This is a genomic window from Sandarakinorhabdus limnophila DSM 17366 (genome assembly GCF_000420765.1).
In the GTDB taxonomy this organism is placed as follows: Bacteria; Pseudomonadota; Alphaproteobacteria; order Sphingomonadales; family Sphingomonadaceae; genus Sandarakinorhabdus; species Sandarakinorhabdus limnophila.
The window spans coordinates 1-24006 of the sequence record NZ_ATVO01000007.1 but is presented as its reverse complement, the minus strand read 5'-3'; the positions used below and the strand labels follow the sequence as shown (position 1 = coordinate 24006).

At 64.8% G+C, this 24006-nt stretch carries 20 protein-coding genes and 1 pseudogene; 8 read left to right on the top strand and 13 right to left on the bottom strand.

Going from position 1 to position 24006, the window contains the following annotated elements:
* Positions 1 to 45: 45 nt before the first annotated feature.
* Positions 46 to 540, bottom strand: coding sequence for a DUF6702 family protein (locus G566_RS14110; protein ID WP_022680488.1), 495 nt, complete (start codon positions 538 to 540; stop codon positions 46 to 48).
* Positions 537 to 2939, bottom strand: coding sequence for a M1 family metallopeptidase (locus tag G566_RS0109755; protein WP_029131516.1), 2403 nt, complete (start codon positions 2937 to 2939; stop codon positions 537 to 539). The genes G566_RS14110 and G566_RS0109755 overlap by 4 nt, the downstream gene beginning before the upstream one ends.
* Before the next feature lie 164 nt (positions 2940 to 3103).
* On the opposite strand from G566_RS0109755, the gene G566_RS0109750 reads away from it, so the two are divergent.
* From G566_RS0109750 to G566_RS14105, 5 genes are read left to right on the top strand one after another with little or no spacing between them, the layout of a single operon-like run.
* Entirely contained in the window at positions 3104 to 3391 is a 288-nt protein-coding gene (locus tag G566_RS0109750; protein WP_022680486.1) for a hypothetical protein, read from the top strand.
* Positions 3378 to 4070 carry an ABC transporter ATP-binding protein gene (locus G566_RS0109745; protein WP_022680485.1) on the top strand — a complete coding sequence of 231 codons (693 nt, stop codon included), beginning with the start codon at positions 3378 to 3380 and terminating at the stop codon, positions 4068 to 4070. The genes G566_RS0109750 and G566_RS0109745 overlap by 14 nt, the downstream gene beginning before the upstream one ends.
* Positions 4067 to 5293, top strand: coding sequence for an ABC transporter permease (locus G566_RS0109740; RefSeq protein WP_022680484.1), 1227 nt, complete (start codon positions 4067 to 4069; stop codon positions 5291 to 5293). Before G566_RS0109745 ends, G566_RS0109740 begins: the two co-directional genes overlap by 4 nt.
* A gap of 9 nt (positions 5294 to 5302) precedes the next feature.
* Entirely contained in the window at positions 5303 to 5776 is a 474-nt protein-coding gene (locus tag G566_RS0109735; protein ID WP_022680483.1) for a DUF3299 domain-containing protein, read from the top strand.
* Complete coding sequence (locus G566_RS14105) at positions 5773 to 7263, top strand: serine hydrolase domain-containing protein (RefSeq protein ID WP_022680482.1); 1491 nt, start codon at positions 5773 to 5775, stop codon at positions 7261 to 7263. The genes G566_RS0109735 and G566_RS14105 overlap by 4 nt, the downstream gene beginning before the upstream one ends.
* 29 nt (positions 7264 to 7292) lie before the next feature.
* Here G566_RS14105 and G566_RS14100 read toward each other — a convergent pair whose 3' ends face one another.
* The 6 genes from G566_RS14100 to G566_RS0109700 all read right to left on the bottom strand — a co-directional run bounded on the left by G566_RS14100 (position 7293) and on the right by G566_RS0109700 (position 11677).
* Positions 7293 to 7883 carry a hypothetical protein gene (locus tag G566_RS14100; RefSeq protein ID WP_022680481.1) on the bottom strand — a complete coding sequence of 197 codons (591 nt, stop codon included), beginning with the start codon at positions 7881 to 7883 and terminating at the stop codon, positions 7293 to 7295.
* Between the two features lie 20 nt (positions 7884 to 7903).
* The gene (gene mauA / locus G566_RS0109720; protein WP_029131514.1) at positions 7904 to 8449 is read right to left on the bottom strand and encodes a methylamine dehydrogenase (amicyanin) small subunit; all 546 of its coding nucleotides are present in this window, start codon (positions 8447 to 8449) and stop codon (positions 7904 to 7906) included.
* A 29-nt stretch (positions 8450 to 8478) separates the two neighbouring features.
* Complete coding sequence (locus G566_RS0109715; protein ID WP_022680479.1) at positions 8479 to 9084, bottom strand: thioredoxin-like domain-containing protein; 606 nt, start codon at positions 9082 to 9084, stop codon at positions 8479 to 8481.
* A gap of 12 nt (positions 9085 to 9096) precedes the next feature.
* A complete protein-coding gene (locus tag G566_RS0109710; RefSeq protein ID WP_022680478.1) occupies positions 9097 to 9627 on the bottom strand; it encodes a MauE/DoxX family redox-associated membrane protein in 531 nt (176 codons plus the stop codon).
* Positions 9628 to 10830: an amine dehydrogenase large subunit gene (locus tag G566_RS0109705; protein WP_022680477.1), complete on the bottom strand. Its 1203-nt coding sequence runs from the start codon at positions 10828 to 10830 to the stop codon at positions 9628 to 9630.
* 181 nt (positions 10831 to 11011) lie between these two features.
* Positions 11012 to 11677: a TetR/AcrR family transcriptional regulator gene (locus tag G566_RS0109700; RefSeq protein ID WP_022680476.1), complete on the bottom strand. Its 666-nt coding sequence runs from the start codon at positions 11675 to 11677 to the stop codon at positions 11012 to 11014.
* A gap of 155 nt (positions 11678 to 11832) precedes the next feature.
* Between G566_RS0109700 and G566_RS0109695 the strand changes: the two genes are divergently transcribed.
* The gene (locus tag G566_RS0109695) at positions 11833 to 12297 is read left to right on the top strand and encodes a c-type cytochrome (protein ID WP_022680475.1); all 465 of its coding nucleotides are present in this window, start codon (positions 11833 to 11835) and stop codon (positions 12295 to 12297) included.
* On the opposite strand, the gene G566_RS0109690 is transcribed toward G566_RS0109695, so the two are convergent.
* Positions 12290 to 14332 carry a tetratricopeptide repeat-containing sulfotransferase family protein gene (locus G566_RS0109690; RefSeq protein WP_022680474.1) on the bottom strand — a complete coding sequence of 681 codons (2043 nt, stop codon included), beginning with the start codon at positions 14330 to 14332 and terminating at the stop codon, positions 12290 to 12292. The two genes, G566_RS0109695 and G566_RS0109690, sit on opposite strands and share 8 nt — an antisense overlap.
* Positions 14333 to 14552: 220 nt before the next feature.
* Here G566_RS0109690 and G566_RS0109685 point away from each other — a divergent pair, with 220 nt between their 5' ends.
* On the top strand, positions 14553 to 17207 hold the full coding sequence (locus G566_RS0109685) for a TonB-dependent receptor (RefSeq protein ID WP_022680473.1): 2655 nt from the start codon (positions 14553 to 14555) through the stop codon (positions 17205 to 17207).
* A gap of 342 nt (positions 17208 to 17549) precedes the next feature.
* Here the strand turns inward: G566_RS0109685 and G566_RS0109680 are convergent, their stop codons facing one another.
* From G566_RS0109680 to G566_RS0109665, 4 genes are read right to left on the bottom strand one after another with little or no spacing between them, the layout of a single operon-like run.
* Entirely contained in the window at positions 17550 to 18551 is a 1002-nt protein-coding gene (locus tag G566_RS0109680) for a phospholipase C/P1 nuclease family protein (protein WP_022680472.1), read from the bottom strand.
* A 16-nt stretch (positions 18552 to 18567) separates the two neighbouring features.
* The gene (locus tag G566_RS0109675) at positions 18568 to 19824 is read right to left on the bottom strand and encodes a YdcF family protein (protein WP_022680471.1); all 1257 of its coding nucleotides are present in this window, start codon (positions 19822 to 19824) and stop codon (positions 18568 to 18570) included.
* Positions 19821 to 21020, bottom strand: coding sequence for a Ca2+-dependent phosphoinositide-specific phospholipase C (locus G566_RS0109670; RefSeq protein ID WP_022680470.1), 1200 nt, complete (start codon positions 21018 to 21020; stop codon positions 19821 to 19823). Before G566_RS0109670 ends, G566_RS0109675 begins: the two co-directional genes overlap by 4 nt.
* Positions 21017 to 23536, bottom strand: a complete 2520-nt coding sequence (locus G566_RS0109665) for a TonB-dependent receptor (protein WP_051136014.1) — start codon at positions 23534 to 23536, stop codon at positions 21017 to 21019. The genes G566_RS0109670 and G566_RS0109665 overlap by 4 nt, the downstream gene beginning before the upstream one ends.
* A 190-nt stretch (positions 23537 to 23726) precedes the next feature.
* Here G566_RS0109665 and G566_RS0109660 point away from each other — a divergent pair.
* Positions 23727 to 24006, top strand: a pseudogene (locus G566_RS0109660) (transposase); the annotation flags it as partial.

Genomic DNA, 24006 nt, shown 5'->3' with positions numbered 1-24006 from the left:
CGGCGGCAATGCGTGCCGCACCTGCGGCAACAGCGCGCAGGCGCCTCAGCTGCCCGGCAGCGCGATGGGCTTTTCCGGATCGTGCGCGCCGAAATTCAGGCTGCGGGTGATGCCGGCCCCTCGTCCGACAATGCGGATGTTGACCTGGGTGCTGTGATCGTCCCACGTCTCGCCGAACAGCGCGCCGCTGATCAGCAATTGCTTGGGCTTGCCCTTCAGCAGGCCGATGTAGCGCAGCACCACCGTATCGCCATCAAGCCGCTGCCCGGCCGGCGCGAGGCGGACACCGGCGATCCGGAAACGCTGGCCAACATAGGCGACCAGCGCCTTGAGCGCGTCGGGATCATCCAGGCTGGGCTGGGCATCGGGCGCGATATCGACCAGCGCCGGTTCGACATCATGGGCCTGCAGATGGTGGGTCACGGTGGCGGCGCCGGATTTGGCGTCAATCTCCACCACCGCCAGGCTGGCGTGGCCGCGATGCGCGTTGGCCGGGGCAGCAAGCCCAAGCAGCAGCGCAATCGCGGCCAGCAGCCTCACTCGTCGTCCTTCTTCTTCTCGTCCTTCTTCACCGGACGCGTCTTGATGCTGTCCGGCGACACTTCCAGTTCGCTGTCGGCCATGCGGTTGTCGCCGCCGGCCGGATCGTCGCGCACCTTCAGCACGGTTGGTTCGATGCGGCGCGGATAGGCGTTGTTGCTGCGATCAGCGTCCGCGGTTTCCCACAGCGGATCGACTTCGGCGGCCTTCAGCGTCTTCGGCGTCACATGCTGCCAGGTCACCGCCTTGGCATTATAGCGCCACAGCTCGGCCGGGATGCGGATGGTTTCAGTCGAGCCATCCTCATAATCCAGCTTCAGGATCACCGGCATCACCAGGCCGCCGATATTGCGGAAGCTGAAGTGATAGAAATTGTCCTTGAAGGCCAGCGCAGCCGCCTGTTCCGGCTCCAGCTTCTTCAGGCTGGCCGCGTAGTCCTTGCGGTCCTTGGCGGTCACAGTGAAGCGATCGGTTTCGTCGTAGAAATCGCGCGTTTTCGGATCACGATCGATCATCGGCGGCTCGGTGTTGCGCACCGCGGTGAGCGGGGTCGGCGCGGTCTTGTCGCGGTCCTTTGCCCACGCCTTCTCCACCTCCGGATTGCGGGTGTCGAGCCGGGCCTGCACCACCTTGTCGAGGCTGATGTCGACATGATCGGTGGTGTAGAACCAGCCGCGCCAGAACCAGTCGAGGTCCACGCCCGAGGCTTCTTCCATGGTGCGGAAGAAATCGTACGGTGTCGGCCGCTTGAAGCGCCAGCGGCGGCTATATTCCTTGAAGGCGAAATCGAACAGTTCGCGGCCCAGGATGGTTTCGCGCAGGATCACCATCGCGGTGGCCGGCTTGGAATAGCCGTTGTTGCCGAACTGCAGCAGGCTGTCGCTGTGCGTCATCAGCGGCACCTGATCGCGGCTGACCATATACTCGGTGATGTCACGCGGCTCGCCGCGGCCACGGGTCTTCACCGGGTCCCAGCGCTTTTCAGCTTCGAACTGCAGGAAGCTGTTGATGCCTTCGTCCATCCACGTCCACTGGCGCTCGTCGCTGTTGACGCTCATCGGGAACCAGATGTGGCCGACTTCGTGGATCACCACGCCGATCAGGCCATATTTGGCACGCTCGGTATAGGTGAGCTGGCCGGTCTTCTTGTCCTTCACCGGGCGCGGGCCGTTGAAGGTCATCATCGGATATTCCATCCCGCCCACCGGGCCGTTGATGCTCTGCGCGGTGGGATAGGGATAGGGGAAGGCGAAATCGCTGTAGACGTCGATGGTGTGGGCGATCGACTTGGTGGAATAGGCATCCCACAGCGGCCGGGCTTCCTTGGGGTAGAAGCTCATCGCCATCACCAGCGGCACGGCGGCATCGTCCTGTTTGACGCCCATCGCGTCCCACACGAACTTGCGTGACGAGGCAAAGGCGAAATCGCGGACATTCTTTGCGGTGAAGCGCCAGGTGCGGGTGCCACTGGCCTTGCCCTTTTCGGCGGCCAGCGCTTCCTCGGGCGTGACGATATAGACCGGCTCCTTGGCAGTGCGGGCCTGGCTCAGGCGAGCGCGCTGCGCTGCAGAGAGGATATCCGGGTTGGCCAGTTCGCCGGTCGCCGAGACGACGTGATCGGCCGGCACGGTGAGGCTGACATCATAATCGCCGAATTCCAGCGTGAATTCGCCGCCGCCAACAAAGGCCTTGTTGTGCCAGCCTTCATAATCGGAATAGACCGCCGCGCGCGGGAACCATTGCGCGCCAAGGAAGATGCAATTGCCATCCTGATCCGGCTTGGTGAAGCATTCATAGCCCGACCGGCCGCCAACCACGCGGGTTTCCGGCATCGGCAAGGTGAAATCGATCTTCACCGTCACCACGCCGCCGCTGGCCAGCGCTGCGGCCAAATCGATGCGCAGCAGCGTATCGACCACGGTGAACTTCAGCGCGCGGCCCGAAGCGTCGGTCACCTTCAGATTGTTGAAGCCGCCTTCCCATTCCTTGTAGCGCATGGCCTTGCGCACGTCGGTCATGCTGATCTGGCCGCCGGGCGACACGGTTTCGGCGCGCTCCGCAATGTGGTCGCGCTTGTAATTCTGATCGAGCAGCAGCCAGAGATACTTCAACGCATCCGGGCTGTTGTTGTGATAGGTAACGGTCTCGCTGGCGCTGATGGTGCGGGTGGCTTCATCAAGCTTTGCCGTGATGCGGTAATCCACCTTCTGCTGCCAGTAACGATGGCCCGGCGCGCCGGCGGCGTTGCGGGTGTCGGTGGGGGTTGGCCAATCCTCGCCTTCCAGCTGGCGGAACTTGTCGACGAAATCGCCCTTGGTCTGAACGATCGGGCTGGCCTGTGCCGTTGCCCCCAGCAGGGCGAGCGCCGCCCACATCACTACCCGTCCCAGCACGCGCATCTTGATCCCGTCCCTTGCAGCTCAATCGTTGCCCATTGCCGCGCTGGCCGGGCCTTGGCAAGCACCGCCACCGCGTCTGCGGCATTTGCCCACCGGCAGACGCGTTGCCGGGGGTGCGCGAATGTGACAATGTGTCGTGTCTGAGTCGATGGGAAGGGTTTTCCATGCGTCTGATCGCTGTTGTTGCCGCCACTGCCATGCTCGCTGTCGCCGGCCCGGCTGTTGCCTGCGCCTTTGATGGCATGCCGGGTTACAGCCACTACGCCCCCGACGGCACCGATCCCTATGCCGGCGCCTATGCCGAAGCCGCTGCCCGCATTGCCGAGCAGCGTCGCCAGGAAGCCATCGAAACCGCACGCCTTGCCATGCTGAAGCGGTTGGGCATGAAGGATGACGTCGCCACTGCGCAGGCTGCTGCCGGCGCGGTTGCCGTGGCCAATGTCCAGCCCTGACACGCTGACCAATTCGAAGACCGCGCAAGGGCCCCTGGTGGAAGCCAGGGGCCTTTCGCATGTGCGTGATGGCCGCACGGTGATGGCCATCGGCGATTGGCAACTGCAACCCGGCGCCCACGCCCTGCTGCTGGGGCCATCGGGTTCGGGCAAGACCACCTTCATCAACATCGTCACCGGCCTGCTCACCCCCAGCCACGGCGCGATCAGCGTCGCTGGCGAGGTGATGAGCGCCCTGCCCCCGGCTTCCCGCGATGCCTTGCGCCGCCGCACCATCGGTCTGGTGTTCCAGACGCTGCGGCTGATCCCGGCCTTGAGCGTGACCGACAATCTGGCCCTGGCCCAGCAACTGGCGCTGGGTCATGTTGACCGCGCTGCCATTGCCGGCATGATCGATCGGGTTGGCCTTGCCCACCGTGCCGCCGCCCGGCCGCGCCAGCTTTCGCAGGGCGAAGGCCAGCGCGCTGCCATCGCGCGCGCACTGATCACCCGGTCGCGGCTGGTTGTTGCCGATGAGCCAACCAGTGCGCTGGACGATGCCAACGCCGCGCGCATGATCGATCTGATGTTCGACGTGGCCGATGCCACCGGCGCCACGCTGCTGGTTGCCACCCACGATGGCCGCATCGCGCACCGTTTTGCCAACCGGCTCAATCTGATGGCGCCGGTGGCCGCATGATCGGGCTGAGCCTTGCCTATCTGAAGGACCGCGGCCTCAACACCGCGCTCAACATCCTGTTGCTGGCCTTGAGCGTTGCCAGCCTCGTTATCCTGCTGCTCTTTTCCAGCCAGTTGGAAAACCGCTTCGACAAGGATGCGCAAGGCATCGACATGGTGGTGGGTGCCAAGGGCTCGCCGCTGCAGCTGATCCTGAGTTCGGTCTATCATGTCGATATCCCGACCGGGAATGTGCCGCTGGATACCGTCCCGCTGCTGCGCCGCCAATTGGGCGTGGCCGAAGCGATCCCGCTGGCGCTGGGCGACAGTTTTCGCAGCTTCCGTATTGTCGGCACCGAACCGGCCTATCCGGCGCTGCTCGGCGCCAGCCTTGCCGATGGCCGCATGTTTTCGGCGAAGATGGAGGCGGTGATCGGTGCCGATGTGGCGGCCCGCACCGGCGCGACGCTGGGCCAGCGCTTCGTGGGCGGCCACGGCATGAGCAGTGGTGACGAAGGGCCGAAGCACGAGGAAACGCCGTTCATCGTGGTTGGCCGCCTGAAACCGACCGGCACGGTGATCGACCGGTTGATTCTGACCCGCGTTGAAAGCGTGTGGGGCGTGCACGGCATCGAAGATCCCGGCGAAGACCATCACGACGGGGAGAGCGCCGAAGACCATGAAGCCCATGCCGGTGCCGCTGAGGTGACAGCCGTGCTGGTGCGCTTCGGATCGCCGATTGCGGCGGTGCGCCTGCCCGGCTTCATCAACCGCCAGACCAATCTGCAGGCCGCCGTGCCCGCCGTGGAAGTCTCCCGCCTGTTGGCGCTGGTCGGCGTCGGGCTGGACGCGGTGCGCGCCTTTGCCGTGTTGCTGATGCTCACCGCCGGCCTGTCCATCTTCGTGGCGCTGCTCACCGCGCTGAAGGAGCGGGAGGGCGACATGGCCATGCTGCGGGTGATCGGGGCCAGCCGCGCGGCGATCATCGGCCAGGTGGCCAGCGAGGGGCTGATCCTGGCCAGTGCCGGTGCCACGTTGGGTCTGTTGCTGGGCCATGGCGTGATCGGGATGGCGGCGGCCAGCATCGAACAATTGCGTGCGCTGGGCCTGAACGCTTTCGCCTTCCACCCCGGCGAGGCGCTGATTGTCGCCGCCGCGCTGGGGATCGGGCTGATTGCCGCCTTGATTCCAGCCTTGCGTGTGCTCAAGAATGATATTGCCGAAACGCTGGCAAATGCCCGCTAGGAGGGACCAATGCTCGCCCGTGTTGTCATCACCGCCGTCCTGATGCTCGCTGCTCCGGCGGCGCTCGCGCAAACCGCGCTGAAGCCATCGGAATCGATCTGGAAACCGGCCCCCACCCCGCCCGGCGGCGTGCCGTGGGCGGTGCTGGAAAGCGCCAAGGAAGATCCCGCCGCTGCCAAGGTCGGCGCGGTGAAGCCAGTCTATCCCGCCACGGTGAAATCGCTGGCGGGCAAGCGGGTGAAGATCAATGGCTACATGCTGCCGCTGGGCAAGGGCGCCAGCCAGAGCCATTTCGTGCTGCTGGCCTATCCGCCCGATTGCCCGTTCCACCTCAATCCCGGCCCGCAGCAGTTCATCGAGGTGAAGGTCTCCAGCGCCGTGCCGATGAATTACGACGTGCGCACCATCGAAGGCACGCTGGAACTGGCCGGCGGCGACGGCGCCGGCGTGTTCTACAAGATTCGCGACGGGAAAGAGATGTGAGGACGCTGCTCGCCCCACTGGCGTTTGGCGCCCTGCTCGCCGCACCGGCAACCGCTGCCCCCCCGACTGCGACTTTTCCGCCCGAACTTGCCGCCAGCATCGATCGCAGCATGCGGGAATGGGCCGACGCCAACCAGGTGCCGGGCCTGACCTGGGGGATCGTCAAGCGCGGCGAAGGCCTGGTGCACAGTGGCGTTTCCGGCATCGCCGATGTCGATGCTGCCCGCCCTGTAGAAGCCGACACGCGCTTTCGCATTGCCAGCATGACCAAGGCCTTCACGGCGCTGACGCTGTTTGATCTGGCCGGCGAAGGCAGGCTGCGGCTGGACGACAAGGTGGCGGCGCATGTGCCGGAAGTGGCCGGTTGGGGCGACGCGCTCACCGTCACCGATCTGGTGCACCACATGGGCGGTTTCGTCACCGATGATCCCTGGGGTGATCGCCAGACGCCGCTGCCCGAAGCGCAGTTCAGCGCGCTGTTGAAAAACGGTGTGCCCTTCACCCGCGCACCGGGGCTGATCCATGAATACAGCAACCTGGGCTATGCCCTGCTGGGCCGCATCATCCGCAATGTGAGCGGCCAGCCGTTCGAAGCCGAAATTGCCAAGCGCCGGTTCCGGCCGCTGGGCATGGCGGCCACGACATTTGATCTGGCCGATGTGCCGCGTGGGCTGCTGGCCAGCGGCTGGCGCTGGGAAGACGGCAAATGGCAACGCGAGCCTGACATGGCCCCCGGCACCTTTGGCGCCATGGGCGGCGTGATCACCACCGGGCCGGATTATGCCAAATGGGTGGGGCATCTGCTCTCTGCCTGGCCGGCCGCAGCACCGGGCGAGGCCGAAGCGCCGGCCCGTGCCACGGTGCGTGCCCTGCTGCGCGGCGAAGGTTCACCGCGCCGGATGATGCGGCCCACGCAGGCAGCAAGCTCGCCCTGTGCGGTGGCGGTCGTCTATGGCGGCGGGCTCAGGGTTGGCGATGATTGCACGCTGGGCCGGGTGGCGTTCCACGGCGGCGGCTATCCCGGTTATGGCAGTTACATGCTGATCGCGCCGGAAAGCGGCTGGGGCGCCTTTGTGTTGACCAACCGCACCTATGCCGGGCCAGCCGCCCCCACCTGGGACGCGCTGATCGCCATCCGCGAAGCCGGCCTTGCCCCCAACGATGTGCTGGCGCTGTCGCCAGCGCTGGCCGGGCTGGCGGAACCGATGCACAAGGTGCTGACCACGGGCGAAGTGGGCAACGCCGGGCTGGCGGTGAATTTCCTGATGGACCGCGACGCCGCCCACCGGCGTGCCGATATTGCCGCCATCACCGCCAAGGCCGGCCGTTGTCCCAACGCGCCCGGCGTCTCGGCAAAGGGTGCACTGGAAGGCGAATTTTGGTGGAAGTGCGAACGTGGCATGATCATCGCCTATGCCCTGCTCGCCCCCACGCCCACGCCGCAACTGCAGGCGCTGGAATGGCGCTGGCAGCCGCCGAAGCCGTGAGCTGAACCTTCCCCGGTGGGGAGGGACGGTCAGGATTTGGGCGGTTTGCCGGCCGCAGCCAGCACCGGCATGGCGCTGGTTCCTTGCGGATACATCAGCCGCAAGGAGGCCGGCGCGCCGCATTTCTGGATCACCTTTTCGACGATCTGTGCGCGGGTCTTGATCAGGCTAACCGAAGTGAAGGCCTTGGTGCGGCCAACCGCAACTTCGGCGGCGGTGAAGGGCTTGGTGCCGGCGGGCGTGGACTTGCCGCCCAGGCCGAACACCATGAAGTTCATCAGCGCGGCGAGTTGTTCGTTGTCGTCAATGCGGCTGCGGGCGATGTTGGGCAGCCGCATCAGATAATCGCGGCCTTCGGGCAGGCACATGAACCAGCCGACGCGGCCCTGCAGATTGGGCAGTTCAGCCGGCGCGGCATTGCCCTTGATGCCGTGGCAGCCGCCGCATTGTTCGACATAATCGGATTGCGCGACGTCCATATCGGCCGGGTAGCTGACCGGCAGGCCGGTTTCATCGCCGGGGGCGCGGTAATCAACGGCCGGCGGGGCGGCGGCCACCAGAAGCAACAGCCCCGCCAGTGCGCCAGCCGGCGCCCAGACCGAACGTGTGGGCAGAGCCATGGTTCAGCCCTGCCCGCGCGTCACGAAGCCTTGCCGACGAGAACGGCGGTGGAGCAGTGATATTCCATGCTCTTGGTGCCAAAGCACCAGATCACGTTGTTGTTCAGCTGCGGCATGTACAGCTGGGTTTCGCGATCGGTGTTGTCGCAGCCGCACTGGCCACACGCCGATTTGCCGCAGCAATCGCGATAGGCGATCAGATAGGCCTTGCCGTCATCGGGATTGATGCAGGTGCCGACCCACGACACCGGCGAGGGCTCGGCGCCGGGCGGGCAGCTGCTCATGCCGCCGCCGCAGCAGGAGCACAGGCTGCCATCGATGGCGCAATAGCGCCAGTAATCGCACTTGGTGTCATCCTTGGTCTGGGCGTTGCGGGCAAAGGCGGTCTTGGCCTCGGGCGAACGATCCTTGGTGGCGGCGCTGGCCCGGCTGACCGGCAGCAACGGGAAGGCCGGCGCGGCCACGATCGTGGCCCCCAGCTTGGTGAGGAAGGAACGCCGCGAACTGTTGCCGGCAAATTTGCGCAGCAGCTTCTCGCCAAGGCCATCGATATCGAAACGCTTCATGCCTTTTCCCCCTTGGCTCCCCTTGCCGCTCATGCGTCCACCTTCGCCGGTGTCGGCAGACCAGCAATATAATCCTGAACGCTGTGCACGCCCATCTCGTGGCTGATGATCAGGCTTTCGAAATGCTCGCGGCTGTTGACCAGCCCCTTGGCCAGCACGGTGCCGGTCGCATCGAGCAGTACGGCGTGGGGCAGCTTGTCCACCTCGAACAGGCGGCCGACAACGTCGCTGTTGATGAACGGGAAGGCCGCCAGATCATGCTTGGCGACCAGCGCCCTCTGCGCGGCCGGATCATCATCACCAACGAACACCAGGCTCACGCGCTCTGCGGCGGCGAACGACTTGGCGACCGGAATCAGGCTCTTGCACATCGGGCAGGAGGCCGAAACGAACATCAGCAGTTGCAGGCCCTGGGCCGGGCCGCCGATCAGATAGGGGCGCCCTTCCAGCGTCGTCACCGGCGTTACCGGCGCTTTGTCGCCAATGGCGGGGCCGCGATTGGCATCCAATGCACCGGCCGGGGCCACGCGCACATGCAGCACGCCCACCTGCCGCGCCAGCGCCAAGCCAGCCACACCCAGGCCGATCAGGACCAGCCACTGCAGCGCTTCGTTGATGAGTCCCAAGGTTGACATCAAAACCCTTCCTCAACCCTGCTTGGGCGCCGACGCAACCAATGCGCCCACTGCCGAGAACATCAGCAACAACAGATAGAGGGCAACGCCCGCCGCCGCGCCAAGGCCCACATCGGCCATGCCCAGATCAGCCCGCCCTGCCGCCAGCGCCGGCAACAGTGCCGTAGCCAGCACGAGGTTGCGCGCCACCTGGCTCCAGCCCAGTTGCTGGCGCAAGCCCACATGGCCGCAGCCGCAATCGATATGCCGGCGGCCGCGCCCGATGTTGATCGCCATGGCCGCCGCAAAAACCAGCAGCAGCGCGATGGCCACCATCGGCGCAAGCGGGGCAAAGCCCAGCAGCAGCCCGGCCGCCACCAGCAGTTCCATCCCCGGCAGCACCGCCGCAGCGAGCGCCACCAGTGCATCGGGCAGCAACCGATAGTTGGCGATCACGCCGGGCAGCAGATCGCGGTGGCGCAGCTTGTCGATGCCGGCGACGGCAAACAGCAGCGCCACAGCGACGCTGGCCGCCACACCCAGAAGAGGCAGCGCCTGTTCCACTCAATCCACGTCCGGCACGACGATCATGCCGCCGCCGCCGCGTTCGATGTCATGCTTGATCTCGTAGGTGGCGGCATCCATCACCTGCACCACGCCTTCGTCACCCGACAGGAAGATCAGTGGCTTGGCGTCTTGCGTCACCTCGATATTGCCGATCGGCTTTTTCAGCGGCACACGCTTGACGACCTTGCGGGTGGCCATGTTGACCACCCAGATTTCCTCGCCATCGGCCTTCTGGGTCCAGTATTCGCCCCGGTGCATCAGCACATAAAGCATGCCGGTGGCGCGGTGCAGCGTCGTCGCCGCGCGGCCGCCAGGGAACCAGTTGATGTCCAGCGGGCGGGTATCGCCGGGGCGCACACCCGCCGCCGCCTGGATCGACCAGGCATCGCCGATGGTGGGCGCCGCGCCCAGCTTCACCGTGCGGATAAGGCCGGTGTAGGTGAGCGTCACGATCTCACCCTTGGTGCGATCATAGGTGAAGAAATCGAACACGCCGTCTTCAGCGGCCTTGAAGAAGGGCTGGCTGTGGCTGACGGTGGAGGTTTTCGGGCCCACCGTCACCGTGGCGATGGTGCCATCTGAGCACAGCGCCGAGAAGCCGATGCCTGTCACCGGCACGAGGCTGGCACAGCCCGGCAGTTCGACGACCTGTCCAACCTTGCGCTTTTCCAGATCAACCACGATCACCGAAGATGCCGGGCTGAAATCATAGACGAAGCCCGTCTTGCCATCATCGCTGATGACGAAATTGTTCTTCATGGTGCCGATGATCAGCCGGCCCGGCAGCGGAATTTCCGTCACCAGCGCCATGTTCACCGAATCATAGACCGAGATCATGTCCTGTCGGGTGCCGCGGTTCACCTTGGTCCAGATGCTTTCCGAAACGTAGATGAAGCGCCGCTTGGGATCGAGGGCGAGATCGGACCAGCGACCCGTGGAAACGAGGCCGACCATCTTGCCGGTATCACCGTTCCAGATGCGGGTGCCGCCACTTTCCCAGCCGCCGCGCACGAAGCCCCAGTGCGGGGACCATTCCGGCAGTTTGTGGGTGAAGGGCTCTTCCGGCTCGACCGGGGCCATCGTGGCGGCTGGCGCCGGCGCGGCGGCCGGCTGGGCCTGTGCGGCAGCAAGGGCGAGCAGCGAAATCGCGACCGTGCCTGCCAGCCGGCCAATCCCTGCCATGGTTGTTGCACTGATCATGCTTGCCAAAGCCCTTCCCCCAAATGCCCATTCGGCGACCGCCCGCTTGCCCACTTACGGACCGGCGACTCCGAACCGGCGACCGGATACCCGGCGCCATGCAACTTCAGACTGGACGCACGTCAAGTATTCGTCAAGCCAGCGCGCCGGCCGGCACAATGCCTGAATAACGTAGCGGGTTTCAGCCGAGATCGGGCAGGTCTTCGGGCTTTATGGTGCGGGCCAGGTGCAGCAGGGCGTGCACGGCGAGGCGCTGCATTTGCGGCATCTGGTGGGCCCAGGGCTTGCCGTGGCCGGCAAAGATGGTGGTGCCTTCCAGCGCGGAACTGACAAAGCGTGCCACCACGTCCAGCTGCGCGGGCGACAGCGCCGGATTGAGCGGCGCGATGGCGGCCGCGATATTGGCGTGGGCATAGCGGTAGAAGGCCGCCACCCGTTCCGCCACCGCCGGATTGTGATTGGACAGCGCCCAGAGTTCGGTGAACACATGCGTGGTGCGCTTGGTACCGATATCATCGAGCACCAGGGTAATCATCCGGCGCAGCTGTTCGGCCGGATCGAGGTGCGGCTGGCGCACCGTTTCGTCGAGCATGCGCTCATAATAATCGAGCAGATCATCGAGCAGCAGCTGGATCAGCAACTCCTTGCGGGCAAAATGATAAGACAGGCGGCCCACCTGCATGCCGCAGCGCGTCGCGATCCGGCGCAGGGTGAAGGCCGCCGCGCCTTCTTCCACCAGCACATCCAGCGCGGCATTCAGGATCAGATCCACCGTTTCGGTGCCGCGCCCATAGATCCCCGGACGCACAGGCGCTGTTCGCGCCGGCTTTTCGGCTGTTTTTGTCATTGTATCCGGCTTAACGCAGCCGTCTGCCGGCGTCCAGCGATGCGCGGTTTGCCCCATGGAGGACGGCTTGACGCCGCCTTGATGACTGTCCAGTATTTGCCGCACATCGTGGCCCACGCTGGGCCGCCCCATCCTGATTGCAAGGAAAAATCGGCATGATTTCAAATCGCTGGCTTTTGGCTTTGGCTGTTGGAGCCGGGGTGGCAATGCCGGCGGCGGCCGAACCCAAGGCGGCGTTCGTGGCGCGCTGTGCCATGTGCCATCAGGCCGGCGGCGAAGGTCTGTCCGGCCAGTTTCCGCGCTTGGCCACCCGCGCCGCCGCCATCGCCCAAAGCCCGGAAGGGCGGGCCTATATGGCGCGCGTCGTGCTGTGGGGCATGGCCGGCCCGATCACGGTGGAAGGCGCGCCGTTGATGGGCGTAATGCCGGGCATGGCCAGCATGGCGGATGCCGAGATCGCCGAAATCCTGAGCCACGCCGTCACGCTGGGCAAGCCGGCCAAGCCGGCCAAGCCGTTCAAGGCCGCCGAAATCGCCGCGGTGCGCACCGCCGGCCGGGTGAGCATGGCTGAAAATAACGCCCTGCGTGCCAAGCTGGCGGAAACTGGTGTGATCAAATAGGCGACAATGACGCCGGCACCGCCGGATAGAGCGTTGCCACATCGCCCAATGTTTCGCCCAGCGGACCCAGCCAGGCGGCATAGGCCTTCCAATGGTCCACGCCGTCGGTGAAGATCGGCTGGCGCACCTGTTCGGAACTGGCGGTGCGCACCGCGCGATCATTACGCCAGAATTCAAGGCAGGCCGGCTCATACGCCAGCCCGACAGCGCTGAGCAGGCGGCGCACCTGGGTTTCGGTGTCGGCCACCATCTCCTCATAGACGACTCGGGTGGTGGCACCGGGGGCAGCGGCATCGAAGTGCGCCATCAGCCGCACATAATCGCGGTAATAGCGGCCCACGTCGACCAGATCGTAGGAAAAGCCCTGCCCGCGGGCAAAATGCTGTTTCCACGCCGAAAAACAGCAGCCCATCGGGTGGCGGCGGGCATCGATGATGGTGGCATTCGGCAGGATCAGCCGGATCAGGCCGACGTGCTGCCAGTTGTTGGGCATCTTGTCGATGAAACGCGGCTTGCCGGACTTGCGGTGGATGCGGGTGCGTTCGAGATATTCCTCGCCCAGCCGCTGGCGATCCGTCGGGGTGAGCGCCGCCATCATCGAACCGAAATCGGCAAATTCCCCTGCCTCCACCCGCGCGGCCAGCCGGCTGGCGATCATCATCATGTCGGGCAGTTCCATCGTGCCTTCGACCTGGCTGTGGCTGGCAAGGATCTGCTCGATCAGCGTGGAGCCGGAGCGCGGCAGGCCGACGATGAAGATGGGATCGGGCGCGGGGCACCCGCCATCCCGGCGTGCCGCGAGGAATGGCGCGGTGAAGGTTGAAACGGCGGCATCGATTTCGGCGGAGAAGGCATCGGCATCATGCACGATCCCGGCGCGGCGCAGGCGATTGCCCTCCGTGTAATGGCGGAACGCGGCTTGCGATTCGCCCAGATCCTCGTGCGCCTTGCCCAGCGCGAAATGCATGTGGAACAGGTCTTCGGCGCGCGGCGATTCCTGCCCGGCGAGCGCGGCCAAAGCCGCCTCCATCGCGGCAATGTCGGCCGCGCCCAGCTTCACCGTCTTCAGATTGGCCAGGCTCCACCAGGCTTCGCCCAAGGTGGGCTGGCGGGTGACGGCTTCACGATAGGCGGTAACGGCGCCGGCCTGTTCGCCCAGCGTCTTCAGCACGTGGCCAAGGTTCTGCCACACCTGCGGCTGGCCGGGATTGCGGGCGAGCAGCCCTTCATACAGGTCGCGCGCCCGGCCCTGTTCGCCCAGATGCACCAGCACGGAGGCGAGGATGAGATCATGGCCGGGATTGTCCACCGGCGAGGTGGCCAGCAATTCTGCATGCACCAGCGCATCGGGCAAGCGGTTCGATTGCACCAGCAGGCGAATCAGAAATTCGCGCGCCATGTCATAGCCCGGTGCTTGGTTCAGCACCGCCTCCAGCCCGGCGATGGCGCCCGGCATGTCGCCCTGGCGCCAGCGGATTTCCGCCGCCAGCCGGCTGGCGGGGGGATCATCGCCGGCCCGCACGCGGCGCGCCACCAGCAGGGCGGCGGCATCATCCAGCTTGCCCTGCTGCATGGCCAGGGCGGCCTGCACCAGTTCGGCATCCTGCGTGGCGGCGTTCACGCCCTTCAGATCGGCCAGCCAGCCATCGCGGGCGCGGCCGGCGGCGCGATATTGGTTGGCGAGCAGGAACCAGCCGCCCGGCACCGCCGGCAATTGCCGGGTCAGTTGTTCAAGCGCGGTGATGGCAACTTCCGGCTGGCCGGCAGCGACGGCGGCCTGCGCCAGTTCCCAGCGCACGGCCGGCACAGTGGGTGCTAGTGCCGCCAGCGCCGAAAGCCGCGCAACGGCCGCATCGAACTGGCCCAAATGGCGCAGCGCCTGGCCCGCCAGCAATTGCGCCGGCAGCAGATCGGGCGCGCTGGCCAACAGATCTTCGGCCACGGCCAGAGCGGCAGCCGGATCGGTCGCCAGCTGCGCTGTCGCTGCGGCCAACACCGTCTCCGCTGGCCGTGATCGCGTGTTGCCCGATTGCATTTCGCTCCCCCTGATCGTGTTGCAACGCTAGGCGCAGATGGCCGAACAGACAATTGGCGGCGCAGCCCTGCGGGTGGGGAGAATGGCGCATAGGCGCAGCCGGCCGATGCTGCATTATGAGATGACAGAAAAGTGACGTGACCAGCTCCGACAGGTGTTGCTACACTTCAGGTCAGTTGCGCTGGGGAAGGTTATAACAGTTTCAAGGGGGAATGGTTTCATGACGGGCACGCAGGCGCTTCAACAAGGCAACAGCCGCACACGGTTCATCCGATTGCTGGGCATCACCACCATGCTGGCCGGCCTTGCCAGCCCGGCGCTTGCCGCCGATGATCAGGCCACCGCGGTCGCCGAAGAGGAAAAGGGCTTCGAGGAAATCATCGTCACGGCCACCCGCACGGCCACCAGCATCCAGAAGGTGCCGATCTCCATGCAGGCGCTCAGCGCCGATACGCTGCAGCAGCGCAGCGTGAAGGGCCTGACCGATTTTGCCGCGTTGATCCCGTCCGTCTCGTTCGCCGGCCTCGGGCCGGGCCGCACCGAAGTCTATTTCCGCGGTATCGTGCCGGCCGGCGGCGCCTACCCTGCCACCGGCTATTATCTCGACGATATCTCCATAAACGTGAACGGCCTGCCCGATGTCCACGTCTATGACGTAGAACGCATCGAAGCGCTGTCTGGCCCGCAGGGCACATTGTTCGGCGCCGGCTCGCTGGCCGGCACCATCCGCGTCATCACCAACAAGCCCAAGCTTGGCGAATTTTCCGGCGGCATGGACCTGGAAGCCAACAAGTTTGGCGGCGGCGATTTCGGCGGCCAGGCCCAGGGCTTCATCAATATCCCGGTCACTGAGACGCTGGCGATCCGCGCCATGGGCTATTACCGCAAGGAAGGCGGTTACGTCGACAACGTGGCCAACAACGGCAAGTTTGCCGACGGCAGCCCGGCCATCCTGAACCTGGGCGATGAGAACCCGCTTACCAGCTTCACGCTGAACAACGCCAGCAAGACAAAGAACAACTACAACAGCATCGATGAAGTCGGCGGCCGCCTGTCGCTGCTGTGGGAACCGGTCGAAGGCTGGTCGATCAACCCGCAGATCACCGCGCAAAAGCAGATTTCGCTGGGCTATTTCGGCTTTGATCCCCGGGTGGGCGATCTGCAGGTGCATGATTATGACGACACCCGCCAGAACGACCAATGGTATCAGGCGCAGGCCACCATCCACGGCCACATCGGCGATTTCGATGTGGTCAGCGCCACCGGCTATTTCCGCCGCAACATCAAACTGTTGAACGACTACACTTATTACACCGTGGCCTATGACAGCTTTGGCCCTGGCTATGAGAGCTATCTGCAGTTCTTCGACAAGGCGGGCTGCACCGGTTCGGGCGCGTCGCTGCGCTGCTCCACCCTGCTGAACCCGACCCAGTATTACAGCGGCAACCGCCACGAGCGCATCTTCACGCAGGAATTGCGGATGAAGACGCCGGAAAGCTGGCCGTTCGATGTCACGTTCGGCGGTTTCTACCAGTATCAGAAGAACGAGATCAACGACGACTACGCCACGCGCGGCTTGGGCAATGTTGCCGGCTATACCGAAGCCGGCGGCGGTGATCGCGCCGATTTCGCCACATCATTCGGCGTGCCTGATACGCAAGGCGGCAGCATGATCCTGGGCACTCCCGCCGTGAAGCGGGATGCCTTCTACATTACCGAACAGGACCGCGTCACGCGCGACTATGCCGTGTTTGCCGAGGGCCATTACAACATCACGCCAGCGCTGAAGATCACTGGTGGCATCCGTTATTTCTGGACGGAACTGAACGTGGTCGGCTTTGCCGGTGTCGCCGCATCGGCGCAAAACGTGCGCAGCACCGTGGCAGCAACTGGCCAGGCGGGCGGCTGCCCCACCCCGCTGTCGGCCACGGAACGCCTGACCTGCCTCAACACCAACTTCTCGCGGCCCGATCACCAGCTGATCTATCGGGAACAGGGCCAAACCCACAAGATCGCGCTGGATTGGCAGGTGGCCCCCGGCAAGATGATCTATGCCAACTATTCCACCGGCTTCCGCCCCGGTGGCCAGGGCCGGCCGCTTCGTATCGGTGGCCAGGTCTATGCCGTGGCGCCATTCCGCTCGGAAGATCTGACCAACTATGAAATCGGCTTTAAGACAACCTGGGGCAATGTCTTCCGCCTGAACGCGGCCTTCTACCTCGAAAAGTGGAATGACCTGCAATATACGGTGGTTGTCGCCGGCGCCCAGGGCGCGGGCATCACCGGTAACGCCGGCAACGCCGAGGTGAAGGGGGTCGAATTCGATGCCGATCTGCGGCTCGGCAAGTTCACCATCTCCACATCGGGCTCGTACAATGATGGCAAGCTGAAGGGCAACTTCTGCAACTTTGCCGCCAACGCCGCGACCTTGTCCATCGCACAGCTGGCGTCCTGCACGCTTGGCGCCTTCGCGCCGGGCAACCCGCCCACGCCGGAAGTCGCCGCCGCCGATGGCACCCGCCTGCCGCGCCAGCCCAAGTTCAAGGGCACCACATCGGTGCGCTTTGATACGATGCTGGGCAAGATGGATGCCTATGTGCAGGGTGCCGCCCTGTATCAGACTGGCGCCACCCAGGATCTGAACACCGAACTGAACGATCTGCTCGGCAATTCGGCGGGCTTTGTCTCGTTCGATTTCTCGGCCGGTGTGAAGAAGGACAAGTGGTCGGTGGACGTGTTCATCCAGAACGCCTTCGATCGCCGCGGCATCCTGACGACGAACACCTTCTGCTCGATCTCGATCTGCTCGGGCTCATCGCGGAACTTCCCGATCCGGCCGCAGTTCTTCGGCGTGAAATTCGGCCAGCGTTTCTGACGCTCGGCCTCTGACGCGAAACGGCCCCGGCAAACATTGCCGGGGCCGTTTCCACTATGGTCGGGAAGCCAGGACGCAAAACGTTAGAGACCCAATCAGTTTTATCCCAAATGCTTACGCCACATCAGCGACATCTGCCCGCGACCTGTTGCGGCTCACGTGACGAACCGTAGCCGAAGCGAGTGTAATTGATGAACAATCCCAACCTGACGAAGCGCTCCGGAACCAGTAAGGTTCAATATCGCGAGGCCATACTGAAAGACGGAGAGAAGATTTTGGTCTCGCAAGGAGAGGCCCCGAGAAAAAAAGTCTGCGCCAAAAGGCCGGCCGCAACTGACGCCATCATTTGACGGGTGCGGGCGCCGAACCGGTTTCGGGGTTGTAGGCCGGATTGGCCGGGCTCAACGGATCGGCGGCTGGGTTCTGTGGCGGAAGGGCTGAGACCAGCCAGGCGCGGTGCAGCAGGTCGCGCAGCATGGCCGCGCCGGTGGCGGTGCGGGCATAGACCAGATCGCGCGCTGGGCGCGAGGCGGGATCGGCGAGCGCGCCCTGCTGATCCAGTTGGTAGACACGCTCCATGTTCGCGGCGCTGTCGTCAAGGAACGCCAGCACCGCGTCGAACACGTCGCCCTGCTGCCGCGCCGGGGCCGGCACGCCGCGCAGCACATCCTGTTCAGTCAGGCCGATCGCATCGACGAACATGGTTTCAAAGCGGCTGTGGATACTGCGATCGGTCGTATACTGTTTCGGATTGGCGCCGCGCCAGCCATCGCTGTGAATGGAGGCGTGCAGCGGTTGCGCGCCATCGCCGACATAATGGGCGATCCGCACCACATCATAGGCCAGTGCCTGATCGATATGCCGCGTGTCTTGGCCCTGCGCGGCCAACCGGCGGTGCATGCGCATGCCGGCCACCAGCCGGTCAAAGGCTTCCACGGTGGCGTAAGCCATGGTGCCGGTCCATCGCACGTTTGTGCGCAGTGCCGCGTCTGAACCAGGCGGCATCTTGCGCTGCGCGTCGAGCAGCGCAATGACGAATTCATATCGTGAGCGCGGCGGCTTTTTCATGAAGGCGAACTGTTCGCGGAACCAGCCATGGTTGGGGTCCTCCTCCATCTTGGCGAAGGGATCGACCGGCTGCCGCCAAAGATCGGGCAGGCTGGCCATGCCGCCGATGAAATCGGCATGCGCCTGCAGGAACACCGGGCCATCGGCTGGCAGGCTGGCCAGCGCGGCGCGGTTGATCGCAGCGTGCGCCCGATCACCCCAGGCCGCCGCCGGCGTGGCTGTAACGATCAACGCCAGTTGCAGGCCGACCGCAATGATCTTGAAACGATTGCGCATGGGTTCATCCTTTCGCTCAGGGATCGAGCGGATCGAGCGGTTCGACGTGAAAAGCCACCCGGTCCGGCCGGAATTCGAAGGCAAATGCGATGTCTGCCGGCGTCACCTGGCCGGGCAGCACGCCGGTTTCGGCGCGCGTGCGCTCCAGCAGCACCGGGCTGCCAATATAGCGCGCGGTCATCGGATCGGTGACGATCAGCGACGGGCGATCGGTGGGAAAACGCGCGGCAAACAACAGGCGCGCACTGTTGCGCAAATTGGTGGTGGTGTGCCGGGCGTGGGGGTCGATCAGGATGCGATCCGCCGGAATGGCATAGTGCGCGATCAGCAGCCGCTTCATTTCGATGGCTTCGTTGAACGGCGTGCGATTGGGGTGCACGTTGCCGCCGCTGACAATTATGAACGGCGCCAACCGCTGCGCAAACAGATCGGCGGCGCGCGCCAAGCGGATATGGCCCAGCACCCCAGTGCGCGACTGCGCGTCTTCCGGGCCGTGACCGAACACCAGAAGCGCCGGATAGCGCCAGCTGGCCCAACGCGTGCGGCGCGCCTGGGCCACGGCCTGCGCATTCTCGCCAGCCAGCAGCGGCCGGAACGCCGCCGCCTCGGTCCGCTCGTTCATGCGCAGCAGGCCGACGGCAAAGCGAAGCGACGGATCGAACGGCAGATCATCGCCGCGCGCCGCCGCGAAGGTCACCTGCGCATGCGCATCGAGAGCGCCGGCAAACTCCGGCCGGTTCACATCAAGAATGCCTGCATCGATCAGCGGGTAACGCGGCGGCTTGCCCTGGCCATAGACGGCCACAAGATTGTTCAGGCCAGCCGCCGTATCGGCCCAGGCCGCCGCCAGCAGTTCGGCATCGCCCAGCCCGGCATGGCGGGCAAACCGGCCAGAGGCGCGCAGGTGGGTACGCACCAGCGCATCCGCCAGGCCCGGCCGCGCCGCGATGCTGCGCAGCGCGCTGGTCATGGTTTCAGTGTCGGCCGGGGTCCACAACCAAGCTTCGGCCAAGCAACTGGGCCGCGGCGTGCAGGCGCTGGCGGCCGTGACCCGCTGCGCCCGTGCCGTCGCCAGCGTCTGCAGGGCGGGATCGGCTCGCACCGCCGCCGCCCAGCCTGGCACCTGCCTGATCATAGCAAGCAGCGGGAAGTTCAGCGTTTCCAACGTCTCGGCAAAGGGGGCGGCATAACCGGGCGGGTCCATCGCCATCACCTGAGTTGGCGCTGCCATCACCGCCGCCAGCAAGGCCGCAAACAGCGTGGCCTTCTTCATTTGCGGCAGCCCTTGGCGAGCGGGTTGCCCACAGGATTGCAGCGCCAGCCGCCAACAAAGGGCGCCAGGTGATAATCATTGCCGTGCACATTCGGCCGGGTGAGATAATCGGTGGAAACGATCTGCGCGCCGCTGGCCAGCGTGCGGTCACGCCGTGTGCCATCCCCGCGTCTTGCCTCGTCAGTGTCGATGTCCGCACGCGAGCGGACCAGATAGCCGGCCTTGACCAGCGCCGGGATGCGATCCGGCCGGGTCAACGCATTGTCCACCAGCACGAAGGCAGTGTGCGCCATCCCCGGCAGGCCCTGCACGAAGGCGACACGCCCCTGCAACGACGGCCGATCCTGCATGTAAGGCGCGAACGCCACCAGGTTCAGCCCCGGCACCAGATAGAGAAACACGAACTTGCCGCGCGCCGCCGACAGGCGCGGCCATGCCTTGGCCAGCGCGGCGGCCTCCAGCGTGGGATGGCGCCCACGCAGATCATCGGGGGTGAAAAGGCGCTCCGCGCCCAGCGCCGCGCGGATGCTGACGTCCACCTCCTCAAAGGCTGCGGCATCGAACGGCGGCACGGCGACGGCGCCGGGCACCACACCGGCAAAGGCAGAGCCTTTGGGTTCGAGCAGCACGAACACCGGGCTGTGGCCGGGATTGGCGTCCGACCAGCGCCGCAGCAGGCCCAGGCAATCGCGCAGCCGCGGGCACTGGCTGCGTACATCGAGATCGGCGACATGCAGCACCTTCATGCCCGGCTGGCGCAGCGTGTCCACCGGCAACGGCGCCAGATCCGTGATCCCGGCGGCGCGCAATTCGCGGTACGGCAGCGGATCGGTATAGAGGCCGCCGGCCGGATCGGGGTGAAGATCAAGCTCGATGCTGCGCACGCCGGTGCGCAACTGGGCTTCCAGCGGCATCTGCACATAATCGAGCGCCAGCGCCGGATCGTTGATGCCGCCCGGATGCTCTTCGGCGAATGCGGCGCGCCGGTCCGCCGGCAAGCGCACCATGCCGGCAGCATAAAGCGCCGCCAGTTTGGGCGCCATCAGCCCCATCACCCGCGGATCGGCCGGAATGGCATAACTGTTGTGGGTGCCAACCACCTGAATCGCGTTGATGGGCGGATCAATCGCCGGCGCGGCGCTGGCGGCGGCAGGCAGCAATGCCGCCACCAGCAGCCGCCAGAACCAGCGATTCACCAAGCTTTTGTCACCACGAAGCGGACGTTGCGGCCGAACAGCGGGCGGCCATAGATCGCCGTGCTGGACCCTTGCCCGGCCAGCTGATCAGTGCGCGGATTGCCTTCGGTGAGGCCGCGGGCGTTGGTGATGTTGTCACCCACCACCTGGAAATTCCAGGAGCGATATTCGACGATCAGGCCAGCGCCCAGCGTGTCATAAGACGGCAGTTCGGTGCGGTTGAACAGATCGACGAAGCGCTTGCCGACATAATTATAGCGCAGATAGGTCTGCACATTCGCCTCGCCGACATCGAAGCTGATGGCCGGGCGGAAGTTGCCGTACACCTTGGGCTGGCGGATCGGCTGGTTGCCGTCCACCGCGGCGGCCGACGCACCCTGTTCGTTGACCAGATCGGAAATCGTCGGATCGCTGACCGTCACCGTGCCGGCGAGCGACAGCCACTTCACCGGGCGGATGTCGATATCGGCTTCAGCGCCCTTGGTCACCGCCGAACCGATGAAGGTCAACGGTACATTGTTCTGGCCAGTCACCGGGTTGAAGGCCAGGAACGACGCATTGAATGGATCGAACTTGGTGTAGAAACCGGTCAGATAGGCCGAAACGCCCGGCATCGCGATCTTCACGCCGGCTTCATACTGGCGCGCCTTGGGCACGACGTTGGCGGCACCCGAATAGACGTTGAACTCGCTGGGCACGCGGAATGCTTCCGACACGCGGCCATAGATGCCGAACTGCGAGCTGAGATCGAAATTGGCGCCGAACGTCCACGGCGTGACGTTGACCGTAAAGCGGGTGTTGTTCGGGATGCCGGTGTAGGCCCGCGTGGCGTTGTCGGCCAGGGTGGTCGGATCGCCGAGGTTGACCGTGGTCTGGCCGATGCCGAAGCCGCGGAACGTGTAGCGTTCGTGGCGGACGCCAGCATCGATGCGCAGATTGTCGGTCACCTGCCAGGTATCGTTGGCAAACGCCGCCCATATCGTCACGTCGCTTTCACCCGCCGTGATCGTGGTGGAATAGCGCAGGACACCCTTGTCGGTCACATAACCCAGGATCTGGTTGGTGTCTGAATAGGCGATCAGGTCCAGCGTGCGTGGCTTGGTGGCCAGTTCGAACAGATAATCCTGATAGCGCTGGCCATATTCGTTGCCATAGGCCGACGCATAGCCGCCAAAGACGACGCTGTGCTTGCCAAGGCCGGTCTTGATATCGCGATACAGGCGCACTTCGCCCTGGCCCGAGTAGAAATCGCTCGCGATCGCGCGATACTGGGCGCTCAGCACTAGCCCCGACGTGGCGCGCGGATCGAACACGGTGGCGCCGTTGGTGCCGCCGATCGCATAGCCCAGGCGGGCCACCGTCTGCGTCGGCGTGTTGAAGGCGGTGCGCGCCGCCGCCAGGAAGCCGCTGGCAAACACGTTGCTGTCGGCCGGATTGGTGGTGGAATAGAGCGCGTCGAAATCGACCTTGCCGTCGGTCCAGCGGCCTTTGGCATCCAGCGTCCAGTCACCCAGCGCTTGCTTGTATTCAAGGCCGAAACTCAGCATCTTGGTGTGACGGCCGTCGGCGAGATCGCGATCTTCCGACAGCTTGCTCCCCGCGCCATCCGAATAGACCAGCCGGGCATTGCGCAGCGCTGGCGAATTCAGCGTGCCGGTGAAATAATCGAGGAACGGATCCAGCGAGCTGGTCGGATTGCGCGGATCGGCGACCGGGATCGGCAGATAAAACACATTCTTGTCATTCAGATACAGCACCGAGGCCTTGACTTCCCCGCCTTCGAACTCGTGGCGGATGTTGGCGCGGAACTGGCCGCCGTCATCGCTGGGGAAGCCGCCCGGGCGATAGCCCTCGTGGCGGCGCACAAAGCCACCGAGCGCGAAATAGGTGCGCTTGCCAATCGGACCGGAATGATAGGCATCGAAGCGATACAGCCCGGTGTCACCCAGCGTCAGGCGCACCGCACCAGCCGGCGTGTCGGAACCGGTGACGGTGATCATGTTGTAAATCGCCGAAGCGTTGCTGGCGAAAATCGGCGCCGGGCCGCCGCGCACGAATTCGACGGTGCGGGTCATCAGATCGACGCGGTTGAGCACGTCGCCCTTGAAGAAGGGGCCGTCGTTGTCGTGATAAAGCGGCAGGCCATCCTGATGGAAGGCCTGGAAACTGCCTTCGTTGGGAATGCCGCGCAGACGATAGACATTCTGGACTTCGCCGCCGGTGGCTTCGGCCTGAATGCCGGGAATATTGCCGAGCAGATCGGCAAAGTTCAGCGGCGCCAATTTCTGGATGTCGGCGTTGGACAGCGACGTCACCGCATAAGACACATCGAACTTGCGCTGCGCCGTCGACGAACCGGTGACGATGATCACGTCGTCTTCCGGCGCCGCCTTCTCGTCGGCGGCCGCCGTGCTCGCGGCCGGCGCTTGCGCTTGTGCCAGGCCCGGGTCAGCCAGAGTGCCGGCAAAAGCCGAAGCGAGCAGCAACCGCGAGAGACTGACGGTTGAGAATGACATGATTGGACCCCGTTTGGTTTTGGACAGGAGTTCCCTTTAAGGTCGGTGTGTGGCTGAAAACAGACACTAATTTGAAGTTATCGCTGCAACTTCATGACGTGTTCGGATCAAAAATGTTACAACCACCTGACCTGACCCCCTGATTTTCCTCCACGATCGATTAGAGTCCGGCCCTTGGAGAGGACGGACGATGAAGCGAACGAGGTTCACGGAAGAGCAGATCATCGGGCTTTTGAAGGAGGCCGAGGCGGGCGCGAAGACGGCTGATCTCGCGCGGCGGCACGGCGTGTCGGAAGCGACCATCTACAACTGGAAGGCCAAGTACGGCGGGCTGGAGGTTTCGGAGGCCAAGCGGCTGCGGTCGCTGGAGGACGAGAATGCCAAGCTCAAGCGGCTGTTGGCCGACACGATGCTCGATAACGCTGCGCTGAAGGACCTTCTGGCAAAAAAATGGTGACGCCTGCCGCGAT

Coding starts and splice junctions, on each gene's coding strand:
- G566_RS0109755 (WP_029131516.1), bottom strand. CDS start 2,939: ATGCGCGTGCTGGGACGGGTAGTGATGTGGGCGGCGCTCGCCCTGCTG.
- G566_RS0109750 (WP_022680486.1), top strand. CDS start 3,104: ATGCGTCTGATCGCTGTTGTTGCCGCCACTGCCATGCTCGCTGTCGCC.
- G566_RS0109745 (WP_022680485.1), top strand. CDS start 3,378: ATGTCCAGCCCTGACACGCTGACCAATTCGAAGACCGCGCAAGGGCCC.
- G566_RS0109740 (WP_022680484.1), top strand. CDS start 4,067: ATGATCGGGCTGAGCCTTGCCTATCTGAAGGACCGCGGCCTCAACACC.
- G566_RS0109735 (WP_022680483.1), top strand. CDS start 5,303: ATGCTCGCCCGTGTTGTCATCACCGCCGTCCTGATGCTCGCTGCTCCG.
- G566_RS14100 (WP_022680481.1), bottom strand. CDS start 7,883: ATGGCTCTGCCCACACGTTCGGTCTGGGCGCCGGCTGGCGCACTGGCG.
- mauA (WP_029131514.1), bottom strand. CDS start 8,449: ATGAAGCGTTTCGATATCGATGGCCTTGGCGAGAAGCTGCTGCGCAAA.
- G566_RS0109715 (WP_022680479.1), bottom strand. CDS start 9,084: ATGTCAACCTTGGGACTCATCAACGAAGCGCTGCAGTGGCTGGTCCTG.
- G566_RS0109705 (WP_022680477.1), bottom strand. CDS start 10,830: ATGATCAGTGCAACAACCATGGCAGGGATTGGCCGGCTGGCAGGCACG.
- G566_RS0109700 (WP_022680476.1), bottom strand. CDS start 11,677: ATGACAAAAACAGCCGAAAAGCCGGCGCGAACAGCGCCTGTGCGTCCG.
- G566_RS0109695 (WP_022680475.1), top strand. CDS start 11,833: ATGATTTCAAATCGCTGGCTTTTGGCTTTGGCTGTTGGAGCCGGGGTG.
- G566_RS0109690 (WP_022680474.1), bottom strand. CDS start 14,332: ATGCAATCGGGCAACACGCGATCACGGCCAGCGGAGACGGTGTTGGCC.
- G566_RS0109685 (WP_022680473.1), top strand. CDS start 14,553: ATGACGGGCACGCAGGCGCTTCAACAAGGCAACAGCCGCACACGGTTC.
- G566_RS0109680 (WP_022680472.1), bottom strand. CDS start 18,551: ATGCGCAATCGTTTCAAGATCATTGCGGTCGGCCTGCAACTGGCGTTG.
- G566_RS0109675 (WP_022680471.1), bottom strand. CDS start 19,824: ATGAAGAAGGCCACGCTGTTTGCGGCCTTGCTGGCGGCGGTGATGGCA.
- G566_RS0109665 (WP_051136014.1), bottom strand. CDS start 23,536: ATGTCATTCTCAACCGTCAGTCTCTCGCGGTTGCTGCTCGCTTCGGCT.